Raw genomic sequence first — 16502 nt, forward strand, 5'->3', positions numbered from 1 at the left:
TTACTGATGTTTATCATTCAATTTTAAATAATTTCCATTTTCTTCAATAAAAAAGAAGCGTTCATATTTTTACAGATACCATTTTTCATTTTATAATCGAAATGTAATTCATCGTCGATAATTTCGGCATCAAAATAATAGTTGTGAATACTGTTGTATTGTTCTGATAAATCACACAAACTCACATCGTGTGTGGCGATAATTCCAGTAGCTGTTGAATTGTTTAATTTTTCAACGAATTTTTTAGAACCGCTAGCTTTATCTTGGCTATTGGTTCCTTTTAAAATTTCATCTAAAATGATAAAATATTTTTCGGTTTTAATTTCATTTACGATAAATTTCAATCGTTTTAATTCCGCATAAAAATACGATTCATCATCATTTAACGAATCGGAAGTTCGCATGCTGGTAATTAATTTTATCGGAGTATATCTTGCTTTTTCGGCACAAATCGGCAAACCAACGTTCGACATTACAATCGCCAAAGAAATACTTCTTAAAAAGGTACTTTTTCCTGCCATATTGGCTCCTGTAACAATAAAAAAATCTTGAGTATCGATTACAAAATCATTGTCAATTCTTTTGGTTGGATCTAATAAAGGATGCCCTAAATTTACGGCGTTTAAAACTTGTTTTTCGGTATTTTCTGACATAATATTTGGAAAAATATATGCAGGTTTGTTAAAAACAAGATTGGCTAAAGAATTTTGTGCATCAAAAAAAGAAACGGTGTTAAACCATTGTTCGACTGTATTTTTGTAGCGGATAATCCATTGTTCTATTTTGATGGTATTGCGAATATCCATCAGAAAAAGTCCGTTTCCAAGAATGCCGATAATAACATTATTACGTTGGTCGAAAGCGTCTAATATTTTGGAAAAATCTTTAAATATTTTGGAAGCTTTTTGGTTTTCTTGCTGAATTTGTTGTTGTTTTTTTTGTAGGGTTTCATTGCTGAAATCTTCATTTTCGATGTGTGCTAATAACTGATAATATTGATTAAATGTTTCTTTAGCATTGCTTGTTTGACCAGCAAGTTCTTGAATATTTTTAATGTAAAAAGCAGTGATGGATATACCAATTAAAAACCAAATCAACAGGATTGAAAATGGGATAATTTCAAAATATAACAAGCCTATTAAAACAAGTGAAATCCCTGAAAATATATATGAAAATAAGCGTAAAAATGACGGTAATTTTTGTTGATATAAATCCAACCAATTTACAATTTTCGGTATCGGAGTTTTGATTGTTATTAAACTTGCTAGGGCGTTGAAATGTTGTCGCCAAGTTATTTTTAAAGCGAGTTCTTGTACTATTTTTTGTTTTTCTTGAATGGTATTAATATCGTTACTACTTAAACTGTTGGCGAGTCGTTTTTTTCCTGTATCGGTGCTTGTTCTGTTGATATATTGAAAAAAAGAACCCTTACCAAATAAGTCAATATCATGGCTAAAATGATGTGCTGGATTTATAAATTCTTCGCCATTTTCTAAGTTGGAAAACTCATCATTTAAAACGTCAATTTCTATTTTATTGATTTTTAATTTAGCATCAATAAGATTTTTTTGTGTTCTTAATCGTTGATTTTTAGAGACTAAAGATATAAAAATAACAATACCCAAAAAACTACCGATAAAAAATAAATTATTTTTGGTAAAGCCCGTATAACTTGAAAAACAAATCAGTAAAAAGGCTAAAAGTCGTAAAATATTCGTGATTCGTAATTGTTTTTTTAGCTGTTGTAATTCGTTTGTTAGAGAGTTTATTGTTTTTTTATAAAATTGGATTGGTGTTGACATTTTGTTGAAAATAATTTAAAAATAATCTAAAAATAACTGTATAAATAATTGTGTAAATAAATATGGAGGTAAATGTACATATAGCAATTTAGATATCTTATATATCTTTGAATATAGTTTGAGTATCTTTATAAAATTATACATTTGTTGTATGTCGATTTTACCAATATCAACTTCATTAGCACTTCAACTAAAAACACTGCCTACTTCGCCAGGAGTTTATCAATATTTTGATAAAGAGGAAGTGATTATTTATGTCGGAAAAGCAAAAAATTTAAAGAAGCGAGTTGCTTCTTATTTTACAAAAACGCATGAAAATGGCAAAACGCGTATTTTAGTAAAAAAAATTGTGCGTATCGAACATATTGTGGTCGATACGGAAACAGATGCGTTATTATTAGAAAATAATCTGATAAAAAAATACCAACCTCGCTACAATGTTTTATTGAAAGATGATAAATCGTATCCGTGGCTTTGTATTAAAAAAGAGCGTTTTCCTAGAGTATTTTCTACCCGAAATTACAACAAAGATGGCTCGGAATATTTTGGTCCATATACCAATATGAAAATGGTGCAGTCGCTGTTAAGTTTGATAAAAGAACTCTATCCGTTGCGAACTTGCTCTTACGATTTGAGCGAACAAAAAATAGCAACTCATAAATATAAAGTCTGTTTAGAATATCATTTAGGAAATTGTAAAGGTGCTTGCGAAGGTTATCAGGATGAAGAAAATTATTTAGAAGAAATTAAAGCGATACGCAGTATTTTAAAAGGAAATTTTAAAGAAATTCTGGCTAAATTTGAACAAAAAATGCTCGATTTTGCTTCGGAAATGAAATTTGAAGAAGCTCAGAAAATCAAAGATAAATTAGCTTCTTTACAAAACTATCAATCAAAATCGACTATTGTAAATCCGTCTATTAATAATGTCGATGTATTTTCTATTATTTCTGATGAAACTCATGGCTATGTCAATTTCTTTAAAGTGATGAATGGAGCTATTGTGCAATCGTACACCACGGAAATAAAAAAGAAATTAGCCGAAACAGATACACAATTATTAACATTATTTATTATTGAAACACGCCGTCGATTTAATTCGATATCTAGCCAAATTTATCTGCCTTTTGATATTGATTTAGGCGAAAAAATAAATGTATTTGTTCCTAAAGTAGGCGATAAAAAACGATTGGTTGATTTGTCGCAACGCAATGCGAAATATTATCGAATGGAGCAATTTAAGCAATTAAAAATGGTCAATCCTGAGCGTCATATAAATCGAATAATGAGGCAAATGCAACGAGATTTACGTTTGCAAGATGAACCTCGTCATATTGAATGTTTCGATAATTCAAATATTCAAGGAACGCATCCTGTTGCTGCTTGTGTGGTTTTTAAAGACGGGAAACCAAGTAAAAAAGACTATCGTCATTATAATATAAAAACCGTGGAAGGTCCTGATGATTTTGCATCGATGGAAGAAGTTGTTTTTCGTAGATACAAACGTTTGTTAGCTGAAAATGAGCCATTGCCACAGCTTATTGTTATTGATGGAGGAAAAGGACAATTATCATCAGCCTTAAAAAGTTTAGATATTTTAGGCTTGCGAGGAAAAATAGCCATTATTGGTATTGCAAAACGATTGGAAGAAATTTATTATCCTGGAGATTCTGTTCCGTTGTATTTAGATAAAAAATCAGAAAGTTTAAAAATAATTCAATTTTTACGAAATGAAGCCCATCGCTTTGGAATTACGCTTCATCGAAATAAAAGAAGTAAAACGGCTATAAAATCAGAATTAGAACAAATTCCGACGATTGGAAAGCAAACAATTGCCACCTTATTACGTACATTTAAATCTACAAAAAGAATCAAAGAAGCATCTTTTGAAGCTTTAAAAAATACTATTGGAAAGGCAAAAGCACTTAAGATACAAGAGTTCTATCAGAAAAAATAAACAAAAAACATCTAAAATAATATTTAAAATAACACAATAAAAATGAAAAAGCTGTTACTATTCTTGTTGATTCCAGTAGTAATTTTTGCACAAAAACAACCTAAAGTTGGACTTGTTTTAAGTGGTGGAGGCGCTAAAGGACTTGCTCATATTGCCGTTTTAAAAGAATTAGAAAAATCAGGTGTTCAATTAGATTATATCGGAGGAACTAGCATGGGTGCTATTGTTGGTGGCTTATATGCCTCAGGATATACCGCTGACCAAATCAAAGAAATTGTGCTAACTACTGATTTTATGCAAATGGTCGTAGATAAAATCCCTAGACGAGAAATGCCCTTTTTTAATAAAGAACATGATGAAAAATATGCCATTAGTTTACCGATCAAAAATAAAAAAATAGGACTTCCTTTAGGCGTGTCAAAAGGACAAAATGTTTTAAATTTTTTAACAGAATTATTAGCGCCTGTCGATGATATTAAAAGCTTTTCAAACCTGCCAATTCCTTTTTTTTGTATCGCCACAAATATTGAAACAGGCGCACAAGAAGTGCTCGAAAGTGGTTCGTTACCCTTAGCGTTAAGAGCGAGTGGTGCGTTTCCTTCTTTGTTAAATCCTGTGGAAATTGATGGAAAACTACTCATTGATGGAGGCGTAGTCAATAATTTTCCTGTCGATATTATGAAAGAAAAAGTTGATTTTGTTATTGGCGTTAGCGTGCAAGGTAAATTATTGGAAAAACAAGAATTAGCATCCGCAGCCTCGCTATTAATGCAAATTATTAACTTTCAGATGTATAAAAAATCAGATGAACAAGTAGCCTTATTAGACGTCTATTTACAACCTAGTTTACTTGAATATAATGTCATCTCTTTTGATAAAACAGCTGAAATCTTAAAAGAAGGAACTAAAACTGTTAAACCTTTTAAAGCTGTTTTTGATAGCATTGCAAAGTTTCAAGTTATTAAAAGAAAAGCACTTGTCAGAAACTTAAAAAAAAGAAAGTTTTTAGTCGATAGAATTATTATCAAAGGAAATAAAAACTATACCAATGATTATATTCTAGGAAAACTTCAGCTAGAAAAAGGTGATAGTGTTTCGTATCAAGGAATTTCTAGAAAAATAAACACCCTAACAGCAACGAATAATTTTAGAAGAATAGATTATCATTTAACAAAATCATTTTCAGGTAAAAAATTGATGATAACCGTTAAAGAAGAACCTATTCAGTCGTATTTACGATTTGGATTACATTATGATGTTTTATATAAATCAGCAGTATTGTTAAATTATAATCATAAAAAATTTCTAAAACAAAATGATGAATTATCACTAGATATCGCTATTGGTGATCGAGTTCGTTATAATTTTGAATATTTTATTGATAACGGAATAACACCAAGTTATGGTTTTTCATCGAGTCATAATTCTTTTAAAAGTGAATTTTTATTTGATAATAGTTTAATCAATATAAAATATAATGATTTTACAAATGCCTTGTATTTAAAAACAACAATTGATAAAAAATTCGCGTTCGGAACAGGAATTGAACATAAATGGTTACAAGCATCCTCAGAAAATATTTTAACCAATGGAAAGCAATCTTTTTTTGATAAAAGTAACTATGTAAATTTATATGCTTTTTTAAAATTAGATACCTACAATAAAGTGATGTTTCCCACCGAAGGTTTTTATGCTGATTTTGGCTTTAAATGGTTTACTTGGTCTGATAGAAATAATAGGTTAAATAGGTTGGAGGCGAATAGTAATCCATTTCATCAATTTTCACAAGCAAATGCGACTATCGGTTTTGCGACTACTTTTTTAGATAAAATGACTGTTCAATATACTTCTGATATAGGCTATACTTTGGGTAAAAAAAACTCAGAAATGTTTGATTACCGTTTGGGAGGATATAATCAGAATTTCATTAATAATTTTACGCCTTTATACGGATATGCTTCGGGAGCTTTAAGTAATCAATCTTTTTTAAAGTCGGAATTTAATGTTCGATATGAAATTTTAAACAAGCATTATGTAAGTTTTATCGCTAATTATGCGCGGGTAGAAGAGGATATTCTTTCGGGAGGCTATTTTTTTGACAATACTAAATCAGGCTATGCTTTGGGATATAGTGTCGAAACGTTCTTAGGACCTATTGAATTAAAGTACACTTGGTCTCCAGACCATAAACAAAGACATTGGTTATTCAATTTAGGATTTTGGTTTTAAGCCATAAAAAAACCCGTTTCTTTAGAAACGGGTTTTTAATTTCATAATAAGATTGCCTTACTTACGCGTTCTTTTTAAAAAAGAATTTATATTGTAAGTATTGGTATGCATCTCTTGGTAATATTTTAATCCACTTTTTGTGTTCTAAAAACCATTTTAAACGAATAGAAATAGGACCTTTTGTTAAATAAGCGGCTATAAAAGGATGTACATTTAATGTAATATTTTTATAATTTTTATCGCTATTAATCAAGCGTTCTAATTCAACGGCTATTTTATCTATTAAAACAATAGGAGCCTCAACTTCTGCGTTTTTATTAGGATTTGGTTCACGTGTTTTTATTGCTAATTCAGGTCGTACACGTTGTCTTGTAATTTGTATTAAACCAAATTTACTCGGAGGTAAAATTTTATGTTTCGTACGGTCTAAAGACATCGCATCTTTTAAGTGTTGATATAATTTTTGCCTATTTTCAGTGCTTTTCATATCAATAAAGTCAACGACAATAATTCCTCCCATATCGCGTAATTGCAATTGACGTGCAACTTCGGTGGCAGAAATTAAGTTAACTTCTAAGGCAGTTTCTTCTTGGTTTAATGCTTTATTGGAGCGGTTACCACTATTTACATCAATAACATGTAATGCTTCGGTGTGTTCAATAACTAAATACGCACCTTTGCTCATAGAAACTGTTTTTCCAAATGATGTTTTTATCTGACGTTCGATACCATATTTTTCAAAAATGGGCATGTCATTTTGGTGAAGTTTTACAATATTTTCCTTTTCAGGATAAATTTCTTGTAAATATTCTTTAATTTCCACCATTAGTGTTTCATCATTTGTTACAATACTTGTAAAAGAATCGTTCATTACATCTCTTAAGATAGAGGATGCTCTGTTTAACTCACTTAAAATTTTTGTTGGGGTATTTTGATTGGCAATGCTGTTACACATTTTTTCCCAACGTTCAAGTGAATTTTGTAAATCTTTATCTAGTTCTGCTACCTTTTTATGTTGGGCAACAGTACGTAAAATAAGTCCAAATCCTTTGGGTTTGATACTTTTTGCTAATTTTTTTAAACGTTCTTTTTCTTTTGGGTCTGCTATTTTTTGCGATACAGATACTCTGTTAGAAAAAGGAACTAAAACTAAATACCTACCAGCTATTGATAGTTCCGAGCTAATGCGCGGTCCTTTGGTAGAAATTGGTTCTTTTACAATTTGTACTAATAAATTTTGACCTGATTTTAGTACATCATGAATACTTCCGTCTTTATTGATATCTTTTTCAGCGCGAAAGTTTTTTAAAGTGAAATCTTTATAATTACCGATGCTTACCTTTTTAATAAAACTATTTAAAGATTGTACTTGAGGTCCTAGGTCATGATAGTGTAAAAAACCATCTTTAGGATATCCAACATTTACAAAAGCGGCGTTTAATCCTGTTAAAACTTTTCCTATTTTAGCAAGGAAAATGTCACCAACAGCAAATTTATTATCGCTTGTTTCTTTGTTTAGTTCAATTAATCTACCATCTCTTAGTAAGGCGAAATCAATATCAGAAGAATTTGAGCGAATTATTAATTCTGTTTTCATTCTGAATATAGTTTTGTGCCAACGCAATTATGTAAAAAATCACATAAATTTACGAAGACGGATTAAAATTTGTAAACAGGTATAATTTTTATACCGTTTTAAGGTGTTTAAACCTTAATGTCAATGAACTGATTTTTTTTTCAATTACTTTTAAAAGCAATGAAAAAGTAAGCGTTAGCTTACTTTTTCTTATGGCGATTTGCTCTTGCTCTTTTCTTTCTTTTGTGTGTCGAGATCTTTGCTCTCTTTCTTTTCTTACCGCTTGGCATAATTAAAATGTGTTATAAAACCTTATTAAAATAAAGATTTTTGGTTAATAATATTATTACTTTACAGATACTTTTGTTTTTACCCCTTCTGTAAACACTTTTGATGGTTTAAAAGCAGGTATGTTGTGTGCAGGAATTTTGATGGTCGTATTTTTAGAAATATTTCTACCTGTTTTTTCTGCTCTAGTTTTGATAATGAAACTTCCAAAACCTCTTAAATATACATTATCTCCGCTCTCTAATGCATCCTTTACCTCGTTCATAAACGCTTCCACAGTTGCTAATACATCCGCTTTTTCAATTCCACTCTTGTCTGAAATTTTAGATACGATATCTGCTTTTGTCATTCTATATATATTTTGAATTTATTTTTTGAAATAGAGGGTGCAAATATATGATAATTAATCTATTCGGAAAATAATAAGAATAAAAATATCTAAATAAAAAACAGTAATTTTACGGGCTCAATTTACATAAACAATGCTTGCTAACCAACTTATTTATTGGTATTTAAAAAATAAAAGAGATTTACCTTGGCGAAAAACCAAAGATCCATACTTGGTTTGGCTGAGTGAAATTATGTTACAACAAACGCGTGTTGCTCAAGGTTTGCCTTATTTTCTACGTTTTACAACCAACTTTAAAACCGTGTTTGATTTGGCAAAAGCCGAGCAAGATGTGGTGCTTAAATTATGGCAAGGTTTAGGATATTATTCTCGTGCGAGGAATTTACATTTTACGGCAAAATATATTGCTGATGAACTTCAGGGAGTTTTTCCAACGACCTATAAAGAGTTATTAACCTTAAAAGGCGTTGGTGATTATACGGCATCGGCGATTGCTTCGATTTGTTTTGAGGAACCTGTGGCGGTTGTTGATGGAAATGTATATCGAGTATTAGCACGTTATTTTGGCATCAAAACGCCGATTAATTCCTCCAAAGGAATAAAGGAATTTAAAGAATTGGCACAAACATTATTGGATACCTCACAACCTGGAACCTATAATCAGGCAATTATGGATTTCGGAGCGATGCAATGTAAACCTCAAAATCCGTTGTGCGATTCTTGTCCTTTATCAGCAAGTTGTATCGCTTTAGAAAAAAAACTTATAAAAGAACTTCCTGTAAAAGAGAAGAAAATTAAAGTAAAAAAACGTTATTTTAATTATCTGGTAGTCGTTACTGATGCTAATAAAACACTTATTCAACAAAGAGTCGATAAAGGAATTTGGCAAGGATTATATCAATTTCCGCTTATTGAAACTTCCGAACCTATTACTGAAGTTCCATTGATCGAGCATCAAATAGTTGAAACACTTTTTACAAAGCAAACCTCTGTATCATTATATAATCAAAAGGATATTGTACATAAATTATCGCATCAGCATTTATACACAAAATTTTGGATTGTAAAAATGAACCAAATCAATGAAATGAATCAAATCAATAAAAACGATTTCGAAATAACTTCATGGAAGGCGATAAATGAGTTTGCCGTACCTGTTTTGATAGCCAACTTTTTAAATGATTTTTTTAATAAGGCTCCGTAAATTTTGTATATTTGATTTTATACCGATTCATATTTCATAATTTATGTCAGGAACAGTAAATAAAGTTATTTTAGTAGGACGCTTAGGAACGGAAGTAAAAATGCATTATTTTGAAGCAGGAAAAGCCGTAGGGCGTTTTTCATTGGCGACCAGTGACCGATATACAAATCGTCAAACAGGTGAAAAAATAACCAATGTTGAGTGGCACAATCTTGTGGTGCGTAATAAATTGGCGGAAATCTGTGAAAAATATTTAACCAAAGGCGATAAAATATACTGTGAAGGACGTATTAAAACACGTCAATATGAAGCCGATGGACAAAAACGATACGTTACCGAAATTCAGGTACAAGAAATGACCTTTTTATCAACCCAAAAAGACCTTGCAAAACCAGCAATTACAACGCAAAAAGATGATAATCGACCCTTCTAGTTTACTTAAATCTTAAAAATTGGATACAGAACCCAGCTCCTTGTTTTTAGTGTTATTAAATACCGATGTATTAACGACGCTACACTGTTTATTATTACTTTTATTATTGATAGGTTCCGCATTAGTTTCAGGAACTGAAGTTGCTTTTTTCTCTATTTCACCAACAGAAATAGACGAATTAAGAACTGCATCAAAAGAGAAAAATACCGTTGTAAAACTGCTAGATAATCCGAAGAAATTATTAGGAACCATTTTAATAACTAATAATTTTATCAATATTCTTATCGTATTATTATTCGCAACTCTTGGTGAAGTATTTTTTAGCGGACTCTCAGAGGGCGTAAAATTTTTACTAGAAGTCGTTTTTGTAACCTTCTTAATTTTGCTATTTGGCGAAGTATTACCAAAAGTATACGCAACCAGAAAATCATTACAATTTGCCAACTTTATGGCAAAACCAATTCAGTTTTTAAATGTCCTTTTAACGCCTTTTAGCACTCCGCTAATCAAATTAACGAGCATTGTCGAAAACAAATTAGGAAATAAAAACAGTAATTTTTCGGTAGAACGTTTATCGGAAGCCTTAGAATTGACCTCAAGTGGAGCAACGACCAAAGAAGAACAGAAAATTTTAGAAGGCATCGTAAATTTTGGAAATACCGAAACCGTGCAAATAATGAAGCCAAGAACCGATGTCTGTGCGATTGCTGATGATACTTCTTATGAAGAGGTTTTAAAGATGATTTTAAAGCATGGATATTCACGAAATCCTGTGTATCATGAAAATATAGATACGATTATCGGTGTTTTATATGCCAAAGATTTATTGGCACATCTGAATAAAAAAACACTGAATTGGCAAAAATTAATTAGAGCACCATTTTTCGTTCCTGAAAATAAAAAACTAGATGACTTATTAAATGAGTTTAAAGCCTTAAAAATGCACTTGGCAATTGTGGTTGATGAGTACGGAGGTACTAGTGGAATTGTTACTTTAGAAGATGTTATCGAGGAAATTGTAGGCGATATTAATGATGAATTTGATGATGATGATTTAAGATATTCAAAACTTGATGAAAATAATTATATTTTTGAAGGCAAAATAACCATTAAGGATTTTTGTCGTGTTTTAGAGGATGATGACCAAGAAAAATTTGAAGTCTTAAAAGGAGAAAGTGAAACCTTAGCAGGATTTCTATTAGAAGTTTTTGGGCGTGTTCCTAAAAAAGATGAAAAAATAAATTTTAGTACGTATACTTTTACGATTGAGTCATCAGATCAAAAACGTATTAAACAAATAAAAACAACTCGAAATGTTTAAATTTTTAGGATTCTTATTTTTATTAATATGTAGCAGCTGTGGCGAAGAATCGTTGCCTAAACCCAAGGCGTATTTGCGTTTAGAATATCCCGAATTAGGATATCGTGCATTAAATCAATCGAATCAATCGAATGAATTAAATAAAAATATGCCCTATAATTTTGAGGTATCAAAGAATGCACGCATCAAAAAAATGCCCAAAAATTGGTTGAAAATTGAGTATCCAACATTAAAGGCTTCCATTGATATTACGTATCGTCCTATAACGAATAATTTACGAGAATTATTAATGGAAGCCGAAAAATTGGTATTAGAACACACTGTAAAAGCCGATCATATTTCATGGAGAGATTATGCACATACCGATAAAAAAGTATATGGTAAAATGTGCGAAATTTCAGGAAATGCCGCTTCTCAAATTCAATTTCATGTAACCGATAGTACGCATCATTTTTTAAAAGGGTCGTTATTTTTCTATACCAAACCCAATTACGATTCTATTTTACCAGCCGTTGCATACATCAAAAAAGATATGATTCATCTGTTAGAAACGTTAAAATGGGAAAAATAATACGCTTTATAGATGTGTATTTTTTCTACTCTGTAATAATAAATAGAATTGCAACCCAAATAAAACCGCTCCAGAAAGCAAATGTATCGCTTGTGTTCCTAATGGAAATTCGGCATAGTACATTAAAATTCCTGTAATTGTTTCTAGAAATAGTAAAAAAACAATCCAATTGATAAGTTTATAGCCTAAATTTTTAAGTTGATTTAAATAAAACAATCCTAAATTTACCAACACAATGGCGATGGTAAAGGAGCGATGTATGTAAAATTTAAGATTCGGATTTAATAAACTATACTGTTTGTTTTCAAAACCAAATAGTTTTACTTGTTCATCAATAAACTGACGAACTTGCGTTCCTAAGGCAATTTGAATTAAAGAAAATATTACTGAAAAAATCAGCAATTTATTAAATAATGAATTGTATTTATACGTTGTTTTTTTATGCGTAGAAACGATGAATAATAACCATAATAACAAGCCGATAATAACCAATCCTCCAATCATGTGAATGGTAATAATGGCTGGTTTTAAATTGGTATCTACAACTGTTTTACCAAGCCAAGCTTCAAAAAGCATCAAAAAGAAAGCTCCGAAAGATAAGAGCGTGATTTTTTTATTTTCTTTCCAAAAAGAAAGCGAAATTACAATTAGAAATAAGAATGGAATTCCCGCTAGGGCAGAAGATAAGCGATTGATATATTCTGTCCAGGTGTGTAATTTATTAAATTTTGCGTATTCGTGTTTGGTATATTTTTCCCAATTATCAAGATTAAAATCAGTGCTTGTTTTTAAATGATTTTCGGCAACAAAAAGGGTTTCATTTTTGATAATAATCATTCCTTTTTGATATTCGGTATTGGGTTGCCAAGTAATTTGTGCTTCGGATGTTGGCGGGATATAATATCCAAAACATTTAGGCCAATCGGGACATCCCATTCCTGCGCCTGTCATTCGGACTATTGAACCTGCTAAAAAGATAATATATACTGATACTAATGCTATTTTTACGATGAGAGGAAAATGTTTTTTCATCAGAAGAAATTTTTTTTACAAAGATACTACAAACGCACAAAAAAAGCTCCTCATTTGAGGAGCTTACGATCTAATTTTTAATAAAAATTATGCTTTTATTTCATTTGTTGTTTTGGTACAACATTTTTTTCACAAGCAGCAGCACATTCTTTTTTGGCTTCACCTGTTTTAGCACTGCATTCTTTTTTGCACTCTTCTTTACATTTTGATGTACATTCTTTTTTAGCTGTGCCATTTTTGTCACAACAAGCCATTTCGCATTCTTTTTTACATTTTGATGCACATGCTTTTTTATCGCCAGTTTTGCACGTTTTTTTACTTGTTTCTGATGCTTTGTATAATTTTCCGTTTCCAATAGCTTCTACAAACGCAATTAAATCGGCTTTATTAGTCGTTTTTTCATTGTATTTGATGTTGGCAACGCTATCTTTAAAAACAACATTTGCTTCTAAAACGCCTTCTTTTTTAGATAAATCTGAGGCTATTTTTTTAGCACAACCTATTTCGCAGGTCATTCCAGAGATGTTTAAAGAAAGTTCTTTTACATCGCTAGGAGCTGTTTTAATACTTTGTTCTTGAGTTGTTTCAGTTTTTTTGGTGTCATTTTTACAGCTGATTGTTAAAAAACTAACAAAGGCAAGTACGAATACTATTTTGATTATTTTCATCATATTAATTTTATGGATTATTTGCAAAGTTATTATTCTTTGAGTATTAAATATTATTTATTCTTGGTTTTATTTTATTCTTGATTTCACTGCTGATTTCTCTACAGGTTTCATTGTTGGTTTAGAGGTTTTGTTCGCTTGAGTATCGAAATATTGAATAGGATAGGTGTTATTTTTCGTTAAATTTTCCAGGACATCGGTTGCTTTTCCTGTGATAATAATTCTAGCTTTATCGGCTTTAAAATAGTTGATAGCGGCATTTTGAACATCTTCTAAAGTTACGGCATTGATATTTTTCAAATAGTTTTCGTAAAAAATTTCTGGCAAATTATATAAGGCGATATTCAGGGCATACCTTGCTGCTGTTACTGGTTTTTGAACTTCCATCACAAAATCTCCGACATATTTTGCTTTGGCATTTTTGAGTTCTTCTGGGCTTACTTTTTGAGTTCGAATTTCATGAATTTCTTTCATGATTTCTACCACAGAACTATCGGTAACTATATTTCGAACACTTGCGGTTGCTCTAAATGTGGCGGCAATACGACTTTGTCTAACGCTCGAATATGAACCATAAGTATAGCCTTTATCTTCTCGTAGATTCAAGAATAAACGAGCTGTTCCGCCACCACCAAGAATGGTGTTTGCTAATATTGCTGCGTAATAATCTTTATCGCCTAATTTTAAATTGATATTATTTGCCACCACAATTTCAGATTGTACAGCGTTTGGCATATCAATAAAATTGATTTGGGTATTTTTTACATTTTTTGGTTTCTCAAAAGAATTATCAGGAATAGTTCCTTTTTTCCAGTCGCCAAATAATTTGGTAACCATTTTCTTTGTTTTTGATGGATTAATATCACCAACAATCACTAGATATGCGTTGTTTGGTTTGTAATACGTATTGAAATTTTTTTGTACATCGGCAAGTGAAATATTTTTAATAGTTTCTTTGCTGATAAATTCTCCATAAGGATGCTTTTTTCCGTATATCAACGCATTTTCGACTCTTCTAGCGATGGCGGTTACACTTTTTTCTTCGGATTTTAAACCATCTAAAGTTACTTTTACTTCTTTGTTAAATTCTTCTTGTGTGAATGTTGAATTTTTAATTCCGTCCGCCATTAAAGCTATTATTTCAGGAAAGTATTTTTTTAAAGAACTTGCTGATGCGCCTGAACTATAAAAATTAACATACGCTCCTAAGTAATCTACTTTTTCGTTAAAATCGTCTTTAGAAATACTTGGTGTTCCACGTCCTAATAGGCTTCCCATCATACTCGCAACGCCTGCTTTGTTGGCTTCAAAAACGGGTTTGTTATCAATGGTTAAACTAGCGGATGCTCTTGGTAATTTATGATTTTCGACCATAATTACTTGTAATCCGTTGGGTAGGGTAAATTTTTCAACTTTTCCTAATTTGACTTTTGGTGCTGATGTTGGCGTTGGTTGTATGCTTCTATCAATTTGTGCAGTACTAACAAAAGACATTGCTAAAATTGTGATAAGTGTTATTATTTTTGTTTTCATAATAAAATATTAATGTCTTTTGATTTATTTTTTTGTTGGTAAATATTCTAAAACCAACCGTTGATTTGGGTTTAAATATTTCTTTGCTACTTCTTTAATTTCTTTACGAGTGATGCTTCTATAAATATCGATTTCGGTATTAATTAAATTGGTATCGCCATATAAAACGTGGTATCTTGCTAAAGAATTAGCGATTCCCTCGACGCTTGCATTGGCATTTACGAAGTTATTTTCAAATTTGTTTTGTAATTTCTGGTAGGCTTTTTCGGATATTAAATTGGTTTGAATTTTCACAATTTCTTCATCAATTTCTTTGGTTATATCAGTCAGGGAGGTTTTTCCTAAAGGAAGACCATACACGATATAAGTTCCGTAATCTTCTTGACTAAAGCTAAAAGCGCCAACTTGAAGTGCCATTTTTTTGGTGTCGACTAATTTTTTATATAAAACGGAGCTTTTTCCGTCGCTTAGATAGGTTGAAATCATGTCTAAAACTCGGGCATCTCTGGTTTTCATAGCGGGAGTTCTGTAAGCGTTTACAATGGCAGGAATTTGAATATTGGCATCATACGCTTTGGCGTTTATTTGCTGTGTGATAGGCGTTTCTTTGCTAAAATTTCTTATTATTTCGGCACCTCTAGGAATTGTTGCAAAATAATCTTGGATTAATTTTTTGGTATTTTTGATATCAATATCACCAGCAACTACTAAAGTGGCATTATTTGGAACATAGAATTTTTTATTGAATGCTAAAAATTCTTCTAAAGTTGCGTTGTCTAAGTGTTCCATTTTTCCGATAGTTGTTCCTTTGTAGGGATGTTTTTTGAAGATATGTTTTTTTACATTTTCCAAAAATTTTCCATAGGATTGATTATCGACACGCAATCTTTTTTCTTCTTTAACGACTTCATTTTGAGTATCTACACCACTTTGATTAATTACAGGATGCAGTAATCTTTCTGATTCCATCCATAAACCTAAGGCTAGATTATTTGATGGAAATATTTCATAATAATAGGTTCTGTCATCGGTGGTATTTGCGTTATTTTTTCCACCGTTAGCGGCTACTATTTTAAACCAATCTCCTTTTTTGATGTTTTTAGTTCCTTCGAACAATAAGTGTTCAAAAAAATGTGCCATTCCTGTTCTGTTCGGTTGTTCATCTTTTGCGCCAACATGATACATTACAGCAGTAGTTACTACGGGAGCTGAGGTATCTTGATGTAAAATTACGTGCATTCCGTTGTTTAAATCATACTCTTCAAAGCTTACTTTTTGTGCCTTTGCGTAGGTTGTAATTAAGAATGTTAAAGCAAGAGTTATTCGTATTTTTTTCATTTATTTTGATATTTTTTTGGGTTATATTGAAACTATTTAAACGTTTTTTTAATTGATTTAAAGATATTTGACGTGAAGTTACGCTATTTGTTACTAAAAAATAGGGTGTTTTTTTAGGGAGATAAAAAAGTAGTAATTTTCTGATTGATAGATTGTTTCTTATTTTTAAAGGGTGTATATTTGCATCCTCATTTTCACTAA

General features: G+C 31.0%; 13 protein-coding genes. 6 read left to right on the forward strand and 7 right to left on the reverse strand.

Annotated elements, in window-relative coordinates:
* Window positions 1–23: 23 nt before the first annotated feature.
* Complete coding sequence (locus tag L0U72_RS08785) at window positions 24–1802, reverse strand: MutS-related protein (RefSeq protein WP_233898912.1); 1779 nt, start codon at window positions 1800–1802, stop codon at window positions 24–26.
* Window positions 1803–1953: 151 nt separating this feature from the next.
* On the opposite strand from L0U72_RS08785, the gene uvrC reads away from it, so the two are divergent.
* On the forward strand, window positions 1954–3759 hold the full coding sequence (uvrC, locus tag L0U72_RS08790) for an excinuclease ABC subunit UvrC (protein WP_233898913.1): 1806 nt from the start codon (window positions 1954–1956) through the stop codon (window positions 3757–3759).
* Window positions 3760–3801: 42 nt separating this feature from the next.
* Window positions 3802–5988 carry a patatin-like phospholipase family protein gene (locus tag L0U72_RS08795; protein WP_233898914.1) on the forward strand — a complete coding sequence of 729 codons (2187 nt, stop codon included), beginning with the start codon at window positions 3802–3804 and terminating at the stop codon, window positions 5986–5988.
* A 61-nt stretch (window positions 5989–6049) separates the two neighbouring features.
* On the opposite strand, the gene L0U72_RS08800 is transcribed toward L0U72_RS08795, so the two are convergent.
* Both L0U72_RS08800 and L0U72_RS08805 read right to left on the reverse strand, forming a co-directional pair.
* Window positions 6050–7585 (reverse strand): Rne/Rng family ribonuclease, encoded by a 1536-nt coding sequence (locus L0U72_RS08800; RefSeq protein WP_233898915.1) that lies wholly within the window; start codon window positions 7583–7585, stop codon window positions 6050–6052.
* A 325-nt stretch (window positions 7586–7910) separates the two neighbouring features.
* Window positions 7911–8201, reverse strand: coding sequence for an HU family DNA-binding protein (locus L0U72_RS08805; RefSeq protein WP_233883169.1), 291 nt, complete (start codon window positions 8199–8201; stop codon window positions 7911–7913).
* Window positions 8202–8334: 133 nt separating this feature from the next.
* Here L0U72_RS08805 and mutY point away from each other — a divergent pair, with 133 nt between their 5' ends.
* From mutY to gldD, 4 genes are read left to right on the forward strand one after another with little or no spacing between them, the layout of a single operon-like run.
* Window positions 8335–9405, forward strand: coding sequence for an A/G-specific adenine glycosylase (mutY, locus tag L0U72_RS08810; RefSeq protein ID WP_233898916.1), 1071 nt, complete (start codon window positions 8335–8337; stop codon window positions 9403–9405).
* 43 nt (window positions 9406–9448) lie between these two features.
* Window positions 9449–9838 (forward strand): single-stranded DNA-binding protein, encoded by a 390-nt coding sequence (locus tag L0U72_RS08815; RefSeq protein WP_193699922.1) that lies wholly within the window; start codon window positions 9449–9451, stop codon window positions 9836–9838.
* Between the two features lie 19 nt (window positions 9839–9857).
* Window positions 9858–11159, forward strand: coding sequence for a gliding motility-associated protein GldE (gene gldE / locus L0U72_RS08820; protein ID WP_193699921.1), 1302 nt, complete (start codon window positions 9858–9860; stop codon window positions 11157–11159).
* Window positions 11152–11730 carry a gliding motility lipoprotein GldD gene (gldD, locus tag L0U72_RS08825; protein ID WP_101918487.1) on the forward strand — a complete coding sequence of 193 codons (579 nt, stop codon included), beginning with the start codon at window positions 11152–11154 and terminating at the stop codon, window positions 11728–11730. Before gldE ends, gldD begins: the two co-directional genes overlap by 8 nt.
* A gap of 6 nt (window positions 11731–11736) precedes the next feature.
* Here gldD and L0U72_RS08830 read toward each other — a convergent pair whose 3' ends face one another.
* The 4 genes from L0U72_RS08830 to L0U72_RS08845 all read right to left on the reverse strand — a co-directional run bounded on the left by L0U72_RS08830 (window position 11737) and on the right by L0U72_RS08845 (window position 16301).
* Window positions 11737–12762, reverse strand: a complete 1026-nt coding sequence (locus L0U72_RS08830) for a COX15/CtaA family protein (protein ID WP_233897578.1) — start codon at window positions 12760–12762, stop codon at window positions 11737–11739.
* Window positions 12763–12857: 95 nt separating this feature from the next.
* Entirely contained in the window at window positions 12858–13430 is a 573-nt protein-coding gene (locus L0U72_RS08835) for a cation transporter (RefSeq protein ID WP_233898917.1), read from the reverse strand.
* 69 nt (window positions 13431–13499) lie between these two features.
* Window positions 13500–14963: a M16 family metallopeptidase gene (locus tag L0U72_RS08840; protein WP_233898918.1), complete on the reverse strand. Its 1464-nt coding sequence runs from the start codon at window positions 14961–14963 to the stop codon at window positions 13500–13502.
* A gap of 24 nt (window positions 14964–14987) precedes the next feature.
* The gene (locus L0U72_RS08845; RefSeq protein ID WP_233898919.1) at window positions 14988–16301 is read right to left on the reverse strand and encodes a M16 family metallopeptidase; all 1314 of its coding nucleotides are present in this window, start codon (window positions 16299–16301) and stop codon (window positions 14988–14990) included.
* Between the last annotated feature and the right edge of the window lie 201 nt (window positions 16302–16502).

It is taken from the genome of Tenacibaculum piscium (assembly GCF_021390755.1).
Classification (GTDB): Bacteria; Bacteroidota; Bacteroidia; order Flavobacteriales; family Flavobacteriaceae; genus Polaribacter; species Polaribacter piscius.

What these genes read in the sequence shown, in the direction of transcription:
- L0U72_RS08800 (WP_233898915.1), bottom strand. Translation starts at nt 7,585, where the DNA reads ATGAAAACAGAATTAATAATTCGCTCAAATTCTTCTGATATTGATTTC.
- uvrC (WP_233898913.1), top strand. Translation starts at nt 1,954, where the DNA reads ATGTCGATTTTACCAATATCAACTTCATTAGCACTTCAACTAAAAACA.
- L0U72_RS08840 (WP_233898918.1), bottom strand. Translation starts at nt 14,963, where the DNA reads ATGAAAACAAAAATAATAACACTTATCACAATTTTAGCAATGTCTTTT.
- L0U72_RS08795 (WP_233898914.1), top strand. Translation starts at nt 3,802, where the DNA reads ATGAAAAAGCTGTTACTATTCTTGTTGATTCCAGTAGTAATTTTTGCA.
- L0U72_RS08835 (WP_233898917.1), bottom strand. Translation starts at nt 13,430, where the DNA reads ATGAAAATAATCAAAATAGTATTCGTACTTGCCTTTGTTAGTTTTTTA.
- L0U72_RS08805 (WP_233883169.1), bottom strand. Translation starts at nt 8,201, where the DNA reads ATGACAAAAGCAGATATCGTATCTAAAATTTCAGACAAGAGTGGAATT.
- L0U72_RS08830 (WP_233897578.1), bottom strand. Translation starts at nt 12,762, where the DNA reads ATGAAAAAACATTTTCCTCTCATCGTAAAAATAGCATTAGTATCAGTA.
- L0U72_RS08845 (WP_233898919.1), bottom strand. Translation starts at nt 16,301, where the DNA reads ATGAAAAAAATACGAATAACTCTTGCTTTAACATTCTTAATTACAACC.
- mutY (WP_233898916.1), top strand. Translation starts at nt 8,335, where the DNA reads ATGCTTGCTAACCAACTTATTTATTGGTATTTAAAAAATAAAAGAGAT.
- L0U72_RS08785 (WP_233898912.1), bottom strand. Translation starts at nt 1,802, where the DNA reads ATGTCAACACCAATCCAATTTTATAAAAAAACAATAAACTCTCTAACA.
- gldD (WP_101918487.1), top strand. Translation starts at nt 11,152, where the DNA reads ATGTTTAAATTTTTAGGATTCTTATTTTTATTAATATGTAGCAGCTGT.
- L0U72_RS08815 (WP_193699922.1), top strand. Translation starts at nt 9,449, where the DNA reads ATGTCAGGAACAGTAAATAAAGTTATTTTAGTAGGACGCTTAGGAACG.